Here is a 13291-nt window from a genome sequence, read left to right on the forward strand (position 1 = left end):
ACCGAACGCTTTCACCCGATACGCGCGGTCGGGGTTCCTCGGCCTCGTGTCAGAGGCCGGTCGAGGCAAAGGCAACGTCAGGTCCGGATGGCGTCCAGCGCCGGTTCGGGGGGCGTAGCGGCGTGCCGCGTGAGTAGGCGGCGATGCCGGTCATCAGGTGCGACCAGATCTCGGCCCGCCAGCCGGCACCCGTCCGGGTGACCAGGAGTAGACGGCGCCCGTTCCACCAGCCGTGCACCGCCGGCTCGTCGTCAGACACCACCTGGACGTCGGGAAAGTCACGCAGAGCGTCGAGGGCGGCGATCACCGCTTGGCGGGTGGTCCGGCCGCGTGCGACGTGGACGACGGAACCGTCGAGCCGGGCGCCGTCGAGCCGGTCCACCGCGTCGTGTAGCGCCGAGCGTCGCAGAATCCAGTCGAGTTCGGTCACGAAGTTGGTCTGCCCGAACAGCACCCCGAAGGTGTGCCCGCTCAGGCCGGCGGCATACCGTCGGACCGTCTCTTCCGGCACCGCGGCGCGCCAGTCGGTCCACTCCGCGTATGCCTGCCGTAGTTCCTCGAACTGTGCGACGAGATCGCTGTCCGGCTCGGTTCGTCGGTCGATGCCGGTGCGCAGCGCCACGAGTCCGATGGTGGCGAGGGCTGCGTGCTCGTCATCCAGGCTCTCTTCCTGGTCGGTCATCCAAAGTTGCAGCGCCACCCAGTAGAGAAGGTCGGACCAGTCGGCTGCATCCACCCAGAGTCCGCCGGCGACCAGGGTCAGCGCCAGCCGGCTGACCGCCAGCTTCGCCGGCAGCGGCCATTCCTCCGATGCATTGACCAGTTCTTGGATCTCGCGTCGTAGGCGGGTGCGTTGGCCTCCAGTGAGAGCGTCCAGCACGGTCGTGACGGTTTCCGGTCGCGCCGGTGGGACGGCGCCTGCCGTCCCGGTCTCACCCTGCGGTGTGGGCCGCGAAGCGTCGTTCTCGTCATCCGAGCCGTCGAAGATCTCGTCGTCGGGCGGCACGAGCGTGCTTCGACCGTCCATGCCGAGGGCGAAACGCAGTAGGGCTGGCCCGACGGTTGCGGTGATCCGACTTTCCACCTGACGGCGCCGGTCGACACCTGGCGAGGCGACGATGCGGTCCGGGCGGACCGAAGCGAGATGGGCGAGCGCCTCGAAGAGCGCGGCCAGGTGCGCCTGGTCGGCGATGACGAGCGGCAACGACGCATGTTCCAGCGGAGACGGGTGATCAATCCGTGACAGCGCTGCGGGCACGTCGGTCACCACGACGTCGCGGATCTGCGCGCCCGTGTCCGTCTCAACATGGGTGGTGGCACGTCCATCGGACGCGATGGACCAGCCGGGAGGCGGGACCCCGATATAGAGGTGGAGTTGGCCGTCACTGCGCTTGTGGTCGAGTCGCAGCCCTTCCACCGTGAGCCATGCCGGGACCCGGTGTCCGTCGGTGAGGACCGTTGCCTCCACGCTCTCTGCACCTACCCGGACGCCGAGGACACGCAGGGCGCACCGGGAGGAGACACCTTCGGCGGGTTTCCGCACGTGCAGGCCCGCAGGTTGTGCCAGGTCCACTTCGTGTGCGGGTACGGCGGAGATCAATGGGTCCGGGGTGCCGGTTAGCAGGCCCAGTTCACAGTTGCCACCCGTGGCCATGGTCTTGATCAGCGCAGCTTTACTGCAGTTGGCGCTGCCGGTCAGCGCCCATGACCGGCTATCCGTTGTCCATTCGACGACCTTCGCGTGGTGGTAGCGGCTGCTTTGTGGGGTGGCTACCACGCTCGTGCGGGCTCGTTTGACCACTTGGGCGACGGCGTCCGGGTCGCACTGGACGTCCCGGGTGAGCAGGAGCTGCAGTTTGGCGGGTCCGAAGCGGTCGACCAGCCGGCCCAGCGCCTCCGCCTGTGGGTCGAAGAACGGGGCGGCGACCGCCAGCGAGGTGGTGGGCGTCTTCGGCACCGGGAGCTGCTCGATGATCGGACGTGCTGACGTCGTCACGAGCACGGGCTGGCCGGGCGTCTGGTCTGCCGGGCGGGAGGTGAGCAGCTCTGCGACGCGGTCGAGGCATTCCCGGCCGAGGTTCTCCATCCAGACGGCGGCGGGCAGTCGACGTAGCCAGGCAGCGAGGTCATGGAAAAGCTGAGGCACTGTCGGGCCGGAGCCGCGCAGCACTGCCCAGACTTCGGCGTTGTGGTGCCAGCCCGACGGGGTGGCGTTGCCGGATCCGATGGCCACCACCCCGTCCGTCTCGGAAGCGATCACCACGAGCTTCGGATGGAAGGCCCCGCCTGCCTTGCAGACGACCGGAAGAGCCAGGTAATCGGACCGGCGGGGTCCCTGGGTCAGCTGGTCGGCGTCGTACAGAATCGTCGTGCGAGCGCGGACGGCCTGAGCCTCCCGCAGGCAGACGTCCTCGAAGAAGGACAAGTCGCAGGTGTAGGTGAGGACGAGGACCTCCTCCGCATCGGCGAGCGGCCGACCACGCAATAGCGTGGGTGGTGCGGCTCCCTGTAGTTCCTCCCAGGCCATCACGGCGTCACCTCAGCGGCATGCCGGCCGGGGCGCCAGGTGTCGCCGTCGTGGGACAGTACATTCAGTTGCTGCATGACGTTCGTAAAGGTCGGCAGCCGCAGAGAGACCGCCGCTCGGCCTTCCCGGCCCTCCAGGCGCCATCGGTCTCCGACGCGCCGCAGCCGTGTGGGAAGCCGCAGCCCGTACCGGGTCCACTGCATTTTTTGCCGGCTCACCGCCTCGGCCCGATGGAACAGCGCGCCCGTGAGATCCGAGACAGCATCGGCCAGCGGCCGGTGACCGTCGCGGGCCAGCCACGCTGCGACGAACCCGGGCCCCAAGTCGTCGGAGAACGCGCCGACAAAGGCATCCCGGGCGGCCGGGTCCAGGTGGTCCATGCGTCGGGCGCCTACAGCGAGCAGCCGCAGCATGCCGAACACAGTCCAGTCGTCGCTGTTCAACGCTTCGTCGTACAGGTCATGCTCGACCGGCAGTGGGGTGCCGACGCCGTCGACCACCGGAGGGAGACCGTCGACGAGCGCCTCGCGAACGGTCGCGTCCGGAAGATCGCGGACGAACTCGGCGGTCGCCTGCTCCAGGGTGCCGGTGCCGGACAGCGGCGACACCAACCGCGCCCAGATGAGCCGCCACGCCCAAACCGACCAGTTGCGCAGCAGCGCGCCACGCCAAACAAGGGCATGACGGTAGAGGTCCTCCCCCACCACCTCCCGCAGGCCCGGCCGGAAGCAGCACCACCGGTCCATGGACATGTCGATCGACTCACCATCGACGTGCTCGCCGGCGAGCGCCTCCACGAGTATCGCCGCGCTGCTCCGATGGGTTTGGGCGTAACCAGGACGCTCCGGGCCGGCGAAGTAGGCATTTCGGACGCACTCACCGTCGGACGCGTCGCCCATGGCGCACACGCACAGGTGGCGCAGGGCGTCGAGGTCCGCCAGGGAGAGCGGCTTCTCCCGTTGCGCCACGCTCAGTATCTCGTCGAGGGCGGCGAGCTGGTCGGTACCCGCCGCCGGCCCAGGCAGGGGGATTCGTCCCCCGTCGGTGAGGCCGAGCACCGCCTCGATTCCCGCATACGTCTGCAAATAGCCGCCCCGGACCCGGCTGTACGCGTCGGCTACCCGGCCGACATCGACGGCACGATGGCGCTGCAGTTCAGGCCTGATTGTGTTCACGCCGTGCGGCCCGAAAGACCCCGCCCGTAGGTGGTGATCGTCCTCTGCCTCACCGTGAGCGATGGACACCGCGCCCAGGACGACCTCGCTGCGTCGGACCAGCGCACGGAACGCTTTCAAGTCCTTGTCATCGGTCCAGCCACACCGCTGTGCCTCGATCGCGAGGCGGGCGTGCAGAGCCAAATAACGGGCATGAGGGGTGGTGGTGATGACACCGGGAATCAACGCCGCAGCATGCGCCCCAATCACGGTTTCGACGGCAAGCGGCTGACGGCCGGTGTCCTCGGGAGTATCCGGCTTGAGCGTCCAAGCCGGACCCAGCATGACGGTCACGAGCACTCCCCCACACTCGCCCGCTGGACGGAGAGATCCACCGCGCTACCGAACCAGACAGAAAGAGCAGCACCAGCGAAGTGACAGATAGCCGACATGCACACGGGAGAAGGACGGAGGACGAGCCCCCATGTGAGCCCCGAAGCGTCTCGGAGGAGCGGCTGGTGCCAATCGGCGAGGAGGGCATCGCTCGGTGCTGAACGGTGAAGCGCACCGCCCCAGGTTCGGCGGGCGGCCCGAGGAACGGGCCGGTCGAAGACCGGACCGCGCCCCGGACCGACCCAACCGGGCCGCAGGCAAGACCCCAAAGAAGCTAAGCGCTGCCTGAAGCAGCGTCTCGCGGACGTCGGCTTACCGCACCATGATCCAAAGCACGGGAACCTCGCGTTGCCGGACGCAGTGCGGCAACGGTGGCGCGGTGTCGAGGTCGATTTCCTCCACTGCGGCGGGCTGCTCGTGAACATGCCGCTCTAGGTTGCTGGACTGGCCCTATTGCAGTGAAGTCTTCATTCGACTTCTATGGAGCTATGCCATCTCCCCTGCGCACGATTGACCCCGCACGGCTGGTGGCTCGGCGTGTCGAGGCTGGGCTGACGCGTGAAGTGCTGGCCTCGCGAGTTGGCGTGTCACGTCGGATGATCTTCTTCTACGAGCAAGGCGCTCACACACCGACGCCGGCACGTCTAGAACGGCTGGCCAAGGCGCTCGGATGCGAGGTCGGCGCGTTAACGGGGGGCCCGCGGGGGCAGGAAACGCTCATCGACCTGAGATATGCCGCCGGGCTGACGTTGGAGGGCACTACTGAGATCCTCCGTGGTTCTGAGGCAGGCAGGGACCTTCACGTGTCCGCCTCGAAACTCTCTGCCCTGGAGAGCGGTCGGCCGGTGCGTGGACGGCGCTGGCTGGATCCCGATGCGACGGGTCGGCTGCTCCCTCAGTTGGCTAAGGCGTACGGGATGCCGGTTCGGATGGTGCTGGACGCGTGGATGCGTACCCGGGTTGGCGAGCCTGTCCCGGCGCTTCGAGGGAAGCGCGACAGAGCGCCCTCACGGGCGGCCCTGGCGGTGTGGGAGTCGCTGAACGAACGCCAGCAGGTCTATCTGGGGGAGATCATGCGGGACGATCGCATGACCGAGACCGAGATGTGGATGCGGCGTGTACAGCGACTCTCCGTGCCGCGAGCGGCCGAGTGGCGGCGGCTGCCGCTGGCGCTTAAGGCGCCGACGTCATTGACCGGGTACACCCGACTGCAGGAGCGGCTCCGCCGGCGAGGCGTGCACGATCCCGGTGCCGGGCAGACCGTGCACGCTCTCGCGCGGCGCGGACTGCTGATTATCACCGAGGACGTCGTGGAGCATCCCGTTGTCGGCGAGGTCGGCCGGGTGCTGGTGGAGATCACCCGCCGGGGCAGGGCGGCGGCCCGGGCAGGATTGGACGAGCTTGGCGAGCCGGAGCAGCCGACCCACCTGCTCTCGGAGTGGTTATGGGGGGTCTTGGCCCGCGTCGCCGCAGCCGAACCGGTCGGCTTGGAAGACGATCGACTGGCAGGCCGGTCGCTTTTCTACATCGGTGTGGGCTACAGCGGTAGGGCCGGCGGGCGGCCGAGCCGGGGCTTCGTGGACTCCGTCGCTGTGATGGCGCCAGACGACACCCACGTCGACGAGTACCGGTGGCGGCTGACAAGCCTCGGCAGGGCCCATGTGGTGGAGTACTTGGACGTCTACCGGGAGCTGTATCCGCGTGTGGATGCGACGGGGCTCGAGTCTCTTGTGTCCGGCTGCCGATAGGAACTCGTCACCTCGTTCTGGGAGTCTTGTCGGTGGTGGGGGCTACCATCCGGTCCGTGACGGGTCCCATGGATGAGGATGCGCGTACGCTGGGCGAGAACCGGATCCGCTATCTGGTGACCCGGGCCGCCTTGCATGCCGCGAAGGCGATGACCACACCTGGGCTTGCGCCGCAGCAACGCCTGACGACTTTGATGGAGTGCCATGGCACCGTTCTAGCTGCCCGGGGCCCGGCCAGCCCCTTGTCGTTCGGGGAGTTCCGGCGCGCGGTCAGGGGCGACTTGGCGCTCTTGCTTCCAAGCGGTGTGGATCCCTTGGACCTTGGCGGGCTGCGGGTCGTGGATCAGGACGGCCAGGTCACCGAAGATGCTTTCGATCTTGACCTTGAACAGAGGATGCTGCTGCACACCCTCCGGAAGCTCGACAAGACGGCAGGGGCGGTCAGCGGCAGGGACCTGCAGTCGGAGATCGAACAAGAAACGGTTTTCATGCTGCTTAGCAAGCAAGGCGATCAGCTTGCTTATGAGGAAGGTCGAAGTGATCTGATCCGGCACCCGTCCGGACCGGTCAGCGCACTGTCGGAGCTGAAACTGCCGCCGTTGGTCGTGGACTTCTACGAGGACATCCCCTACAGCTCGGTCTATCGAGGCTGGTGGTTTCCATGCCCAATATGCAGGTGGCCTATGCGCTTGGCGCTCAGAAAGGACGCTGGTGTCTTGGTGGGGTCGGCCCGCTGCTGGCATGCTCCCCATGCCGAGATAGGGGCGGCCTACCTGTTTCGTCCACCGACGGATGCCAGCGCGCCTGAGCTGCTGCCCGAGCCTTCCCCCGCCCGTCCCAACGGCCGCGAATCCGTGCTCTACCCGGACGTCGAGGCGCTTCCGGAAGCCCTGCCGGCGGCTGCTCATAAGGCTCTGGCCCGCGGCATTTGGCGGTACACGACGGTGCCGGGGCTGCCCGAGCTGGCGCTGCGTGACCGTCTGGCCGAGCGCGGACTCAAGGTGCAGCTATGGCCAGGGCTGGACGCCTATGACCTGCTGGTCGAGGTCGGCCCCAAGCGGGCGAAGAAGAAAGCCTTCAGGGTCGACATCAAGGACTACACCTCGGCGGCGATGCTCGCCAAGCTCGTTCACGCTCAGGAAGGGGACAAGGGCGGCGCCGAATGGCTGGTCGTGCCGGACTACCGCTGCGGCCAGGTTCCGCTGCTGTCTGGAGTGTGCGCGAGGTACGGAATGAAGGTGGCCACCGCCTCGGCGTTCGGTGAACTGGTCTGTGAGCAGTCAGGGGTGAGCTGGACATGAACGAGGCACCTATCAGGGAGACGGCGGTTCTCGCGGCGTTGGCTCTGGCCGCGCACTACTTCCCCCAAAAAGTCGAGGGAGATCCCCGGGCCGCTGCACCCTTCGCGGAAGCGGCCTTCCTCGTCTCCGGCAAGTACCAGGCGTGGAACCGCTGGAAGGGCCTCCCGCACAGTGAGAAGCAGCGGATCTCGATGGTTTGCTCGATCGCGCCCGGCGAGCTGTCCGAGCATCGGGCCTTCTCGATCGCCGCCCGCGCCATCCTTGCACCGATGAGCACGGGCCAGGCGGACGAGACATCTACCATGGCCGCGTTCGAACTCGTCGGCAAGAACCCATTCACCGCCGACGCCGCCCTACCCCGAGTGGGAGGCGACCTGCTGGAGTACGTCGACCGCCAGATTGCCCGATTCCGCCGGCCCAGCGCCCGGCCCAAGCCCCTGGACTTCGCCGGCCCCGGCACCTGGAGCACGGGAGAGATCTTCGTCAAGGAGGTAGGGCAGGTCCACGGACGGCTCACGATCCCCGCCTATCCACAGTTCACCGAGCCACTTGGCCACGACCGCCTGCCGCACGTCTCGACGGTTCCCTACCTGCCGAACGTTCCGATCCCCACCCGTGAACTTCTGCACCTAGCCGAGAAGATTGATCTCAGATACCCGCCGGATAAGCGGTACCTGCACCGGACTCTGTCGCAACTGTTCGCCGTGTTGCAAACCACCGACACCGTGTCAGCTCGGGAGGCGCTGACGCTGGCCGCAGGTGGCCTGGAGATCTTCCATGCTCCCACCGGCACCGGCAAGAGCGTCCTGGTTCGCGTCATGGCCGCCTGGTTCGCCGTGAACGATCGTCGAGTCGCCATCATTCTTCCGGACATCAAGGCGTGCCTGGCGGCGACGTGGAACGTGCGCGGGGACCTGGCGCATCTACACCGATCTGGCATCACAACCCGCGAGCCCACCTGCGCCCACTTGATGTCGTCATCAGGCATGCACGACCGAGCACTGAAGCTTGCCTCCTTGATCGACGAGGAGCCCGACGCCCCCGGAGAGTGGGGCGAGCGCGGCGAGCGCGACCTGGATCCGCTGGCATACGGGTGCGCGCAGAAGACGTTCCTGGAGGCCACCGGCGACTATCCGCCGGGCCGCGAGCCATGCCTGTCGCTCCACAGGCAAGGTGTGGGCTCAGCGGCGTGCCCATGGATCCCCACATGCGGGAAGTTCGCCCCGGTCTACGAGGCGTGCGCGGCAAACGTTGTCATCATGAACCACTACGTGTTCATGCAAGGCACCCTGCGAATCGGCGTGAACCTGGACAGCCGGCCCGTGCGGAGTATGACGGCGGCCGAGTTCGCGCTGCGAACCTGCCACGCGGTGCTTCTCGACGAGGTCGATCAGTTCCAGTCCCGGGCCATCGACAAGTGCGCCAGTGAAGTCGTCCTGCACTCCAGGCGGCACTGGTCAGCGGCCCCGCAGGAGATGGACACCGACGCGAAGCGGCTGCGCATCGACGACGAGCACAGCCTGCTGCCCGCCATCAGCCACGTCCGGCTGATGGCGGAGTTCCTTCTGCTGAATATCTGCAAGAACGCCCTGAGTCTCCACGCCACGGAGGACGACCGTGCCCAGGCCCGCATTCCGGATCAGACCAGCAGCCGATGGCATCTCGCCCGTGGCCGAGACCGTACGCTGATCCGCCTGCTCTGGCCTGATGCCGACCTCGCCGACGCGGACATTCCAGCTGAGATGTTCCAGCGCCTCAACGCGCTCATGCCCGCCCGATACCAACGCGATGACCCTCTGGGCGCACAGGTCAGCCTTCTCGAGCCCGACTGGGACGATGTGCGGCGTGCGCTGAGTGTGCTGGTAGCGCCACGTGGTGAGCACCTTCTCGACATGGTGAAGCTGGAGCTGCACGAGCTCCTCAAGGATTGCGTGGAGGACCCGCACCGCCGTGCCCAGACGATCAACCTGCTAGTGACGCGCGCCACCATGATCGAGCTGGACGAGGCGCTGTCGGAACTGCAGGACAGGGCCCGGGACTTTCGTTCCTCCGGGTTGCGATCGGCGCAAAAGATCTTGGATGACCTGCAGACGACAGCGATCACGTCGGTGCTGCCGCTGGGCATGCTCGGCCGCTCCATCACCGGCTACCGCGTCACCGGACTCGACGACAAGGAGAAGAACGCCGCCCTGGTCGCGCAGACCATCGCCGGAGACCCGCACACCTTCACTGCCGAGCTCGGTGGCATCGTCTCGCTCACTCTTGCGGGAATGGAGCGACCGGTGATGGGCCTGTCGGCCACCGCCTACTTCCCTCAAGCCGTGCGTGAGCACCTGCATGCCCCCGTGCGCTGGTGGATGACCGACGCGCAGGCCAAGTCGATCCGGGCCCGCAAACATCGGATCGACTACGGTGAAGGGCATCCGCTCTTCGGGGAGCCGATCAAGATCTCGGGGTTGCACCCCAGTCGCAAGAAGGACGCGCTCATCGAGCTGGGCAGCAACCTGTACGACCAGTACATCCACCGCGAACTCGAACGCACGGCGGCCAAAGACCCCGACCGGGCCCATGTCCTGGTCGTCGCCAACTCCTACGAACAATGCGCCCTGCTCGCCCGGGGCATCGCACAAGCCGGGCGGTACAACGGTGGACTGTGCGTGGCAGTGCGGGCGCAAGACCGCCACAGCATTGACCCCGACCTGCCCCGGGACAACATCGCCGTGCGCCTGACCTCGGAGGAGTTCGAGGACTTCCCGAAGCACGGAAAGATTCTGGTCGTGCCGCTGTCACTCATCGCCAGGGGCCTCAACATCGTGGTGGGCACCCGCTCCGCGGTCCGTTCGGTCTACCTGTGTGTGCGCCCCCTGGCGCTGCTCAGCGAGCCGGCGGAGATGTACGGCAGCATCAACGCTGCCGGCCTGCGGGCTCTGCCCGCCGATGGTAGTCCTGTTCCCTCACAGGCGTTGGCGCGCGCCCGCGACTCCGCCTGGGAGCGCCTCGCATTGCTCCTACGCACGGCAGCCCAGTTCACCTCCATACACAAGTCTCTGCAGGAGGAGATCGTCGCAGGCATGATCGTCGACCTGATCCAGCTCGCCGGACGGGCCCGCCGCGGCGGCACGGAAGCCGTCCTGCACATGGTCGACTACGCCTTCCACGAGGACACCTGGAGCGCAGACCTGGAGACCGTGCTGCGCCGCGTCCACTCCCAGTGGACGCCGCAGGTGCGCACTCAGATGAACAACCTGTACGGAGAGGCGCTCAACGCCTTCCTGTCCTACGCCGGCATCGAGACCCACGAACCCGGACAGCCGGGCGACTGAAGAGAAGAGGACGCGTGACCCAGCACGGCCGTGAGCCAGGTGTCTACCTCAACACGCTCGCCTTCCGATGCACCCCCACCCTGGTCGGGGACGACTCGGTGTATGTGCGCCACCTGGACCCGGAGACCCTGAAACTCTGGAGCGACTTCGACCGGCAATGCAAACAGCGGTATGGCGACGAGGCGGCACAGGCCCCCTACTCGATCGCCACCACCGTGCTCAGCGTCCTCAGCAATGGCTACGTCTACTTCGACCCCGACTACAAGGGACCGTTCCTCGCCTCGTTGGAGCCGCTAGCCGACGATCTGATCCGAAGGGTCTTCACCCTGACCTATTGGCTCGCCCTCGGAGAGCGGATCGACGCCATCGACCTCAAAGCGCCCCCCGAACTGGCCAAACGGATCGCCGGCACCACCGAACACCGATACTCTCTCGCCGAATTTCTCACCCCCCAGATCAACACGCAGCCGACAGCTCCCAACTGGGTCTTCCGGACCGTCGCCTGGGGCCTGTCCCAACGAATGGCAGGGCCCTGGGCGATCTCCGGCAGCAAGAAGATCAGGCTGCGTCCCGACACCACAGGCGGCCTGGTCGCGATCGACGATCCCTGGGAGAACGAGCAGCGCGGCCGGTTCGCCGTCTCGCGAACGGCACTGCGCCTGAAGACACTGCCCAACATCACCTCTCCCATCCTGATGGTGACCTCACGGGTCACCCGCATCTCCTCCTCGCTGGTTTTCTCCAGGACAGCGCTTGCCGTGCAGCCCGGAGAAGATCGCCCGGTGCTTGAGGTGCCGCTCAACGGCCGTGGCGGCGCCCGCACGGTTAACCGCCTGGCTCTGGAGGCCCTGGGCCGCCTCGAGATGGACTACTCCATCCTCAGCGCGATCGCGAAGCGGTCACAAGCCGAGCAGAAACTCCTCGCCGAGGCCAAAGAACAACGCCGCAAAGCGCTTTTCGCACGCGAACACCCGGGCCAGGTATGGCCCATCCTCGGAAAGAACTACACCTTTCCCATCGGCACCGGCACTGGTATGCAGCACCTACGCGAGCTGCACAAGCACTTCCGCGACGTGTTCGGAGGCACGGCTGAGCCTCTCGTGATCCGAGAAACGGACATGACGCTCCCGCACCGGCCCACTGACCCAGAGCGGGTGACAGCCAAGGAACTCGAGCGCCGCAAACAAGAGCGCGCCAACAGCGACAGCAAGGAACCGCTACGGGCCCGAGGCAGCGCCTTCCCTCAGCCTGAGTCCATCGTGGCTGCTGTCGAAGCTGCCGGCTTCACCAAACTGCGCATCGCATGCCTGTGGTATCGCGACGAGACACGCCTGCGGATGCTCGACACTCTCTGCAAGACCTACGGACTGGACACCGCGGGTCTTGATCCGCATGACGGACAGGAATTCAGCCTCCACGGCACTCAGATCACCGCGGTGTTCCACCTGGCCTCCGACTTCCTCAAGCCCGGCGGCCCCGACGGTAGGCAGCAAGCCCTGAACGAGACAGGCGCATCGCTTGTCTCTCGCGACGGCGTACTCGTCGGCGCATGGTGCGAGACAGAGATCCCCACGGCCGACGACGCGCCCGACGGCGCAAAGGGAGATCTCGAAGGCCTCGACGCGAAGCACCAGACCAGGACCATCCTGGCAGCGCTCGGTGCACCCACCCAGTACATCCTGGGCAGGAACGCACACGGCGTCATCCACCCCAAGGCAAAAGACCACCCAGCCGAGATGGCACTCCTCGACCTCTACCGCTCCCTCGGCATCATCGACGACCGGATCGCCAACGCGCTGCAGCCGCAAACCACGCACTCGGCCTACGCCGTCAGCCGCATCGCCCACGTCGGCTTCCACGTGCGGCAGCAGAACAAGCGCAAGGGCGAGGGCGGCTCTCCCAAGGTAGTCATCACGGCGTCGGCGCTCGTACCACCACTGCGGCCCGGTGGCACCTGGACCATGCTGGGCTGGAGCTCCACCAAGCCCCAGTGGCAGCCCTACCGCCTGGCCCAGACCGACTTCCACACCACCGCCTATCCGCAGGAGAACGGCACCAGGAAGACCCACCGCCAGCGATGGGACGACGCGGCGGAGACCATCGAGCTGGCTCTGAGCGACCTGGCCGAAGAACTAGACGGGGTCCCCTACGTCGTGACCATCGACGGGCTCGCCGGGCGGCGCATGTGGGACGGGTTGCACAACGTGAGGCAGGGAGCATCCCCGCAGGACCGCACGAGCCGATACTGGCTCCCCGGCAGCTCCCTGAACCCTGCCGAACGACCAGACGCTGTCATCCGGATTAACGTCGAAGACGACGAAGTCCCACCCCCGGTCAGCACCACCCGCTTTCTGAAGAGCAGAGCCGACGCCGTCAGGGAGGGCGAGACCACCCGAACGCTCTACCAGGTCGTCCAAGACTTCAGCACGCCCGTGTGGATCCTCTGCAACGTTCCCCGCGCCTACGACGGCGACGGGGCAGGCCGCTTGGGCTCGAAATACACCCGATGGGATGCCAAGCGATCCATCCAATCCGACAAGAAGGATGAGCGCCGCAAAGGCGAGATGCCTCAGAACTGGTACTCCATGACAGCCACCGAGATCTACCCCATTGCCTGCAACCCAGGCGTCTCGGGAGAAGCGCTGGCCTTCGCAACCGCGCAGCTGTGCCACCAAACCCTCTTCTGGTCTGACCGCTCCCGCTTCCCCGTGCCGCTGCACGCCGCCAAGCAGATGGACCTCAACCACCCGCAGTACCGACGCACCGCCCCGCCAGAGGAACAGCAGACAACCGAACCGGGCACAGACGAACCCGATACGGTCCCCGAAGAGTAGACAGGGTCTGC

6 protein-coding genes are annotated in these 13291 nt (G+C 66.8%); 4 read left to right on the forward strand and 2 right to left on the reverse strand.

The window, feature by feature from the left end; all coding sequences use genetic code 11:
- Window positions 1–49 precede the first annotated feature (49 nt).
- Together Vgi01_RS25810 and Vgi01_RS25815 are read right to left on the reverse strand one after the other, a co-directional pair.
- Window positions 50–2530, reverse strand: a complete 2481-nt coding sequence (locus Vgi01_RS25810; protein WP_204292801.1) for a phospholipase D-like domain-containing protein — start codon at window positions 2528–2530, stop codon at window positions 50–52.
- The gene (locus Vgi01_RS25815) at window positions 2527–4035 is read right to left on the reverse strand and encodes a hypothetical protein (RefSeq protein ID WP_204292802.1); all 1509 of its coding nucleotides are present in this window, start codon (window positions 4033–4035) and stop codon (window positions 2527–2529) included. Before Vgi01_RS25815 ends, Vgi01_RS25810 begins: the two co-directional genes overlap by 4 nt.
- Before the next feature lie 527 nt (window positions 4036–4562).
- Here Vgi01_RS25815 and Vgi01_RS25820 point away from each other — a divergent pair.
- Genes Vgi01_RS25820 through Vgi01_RS25835 form a run of 4 tightly spaced genes read left to right on the forward strand, consistent with a single transcriptional unit; the run spans window position 4563 to window position 13280 of the window.
- Window positions 4563–5822: a helix-turn-helix domain-containing protein gene (locus tag Vgi01_RS25820; protein ID WP_204292803.1), complete on the forward strand. Its 1260-nt coding sequence runs from the start codon at window positions 4563–4565 to the stop codon at window positions 5820–5822.
- A gap of 56 nt (window positions 5823–5878) precedes the next feature.
- Window positions 5879–7123, forward strand: a complete 1245-nt coding sequence (locus Vgi01_RS25825) for a restriction endonuclease-related protein (RefSeq protein ID WP_204292804.1) — start codon at window positions 5879–5881, stop codon at window positions 7121–7123.
- The gene (locus Vgi01_RS25830) at window positions 7120–10446 is read left to right on the forward strand and encodes a hypothetical protein (RefSeq protein WP_204292805.1); all 3327 of its coding nucleotides are present in this window, start codon (window positions 7120–7122) and stop codon (window positions 10444–10446) included. Before Vgi01_RS25825 ends, Vgi01_RS25830 begins: the two co-directional genes overlap by 4 nt.
- Before the next feature lie 14 nt (window positions 10447–10460).
- Entirely contained in the window at window positions 10461–13280 is a 2820-nt protein-coding gene (locus Vgi01_RS25835; protein WP_204292806.1) for an RNaseH domain-containing protein, read from the forward strand.
- Window positions 13281–13291 lie beyond the last annotated feature (11 nt).

Source organism: Micromonospora gifhornensis (assembly GCF_016863515.1).
In the GTDB taxonomy this organism is placed as follows: Bacteria; Actinomycetota; Actinomycetes; order Mycobacteriales; family Micromonosporaceae; genus Micromonospora; species Micromonospora gifhornensis.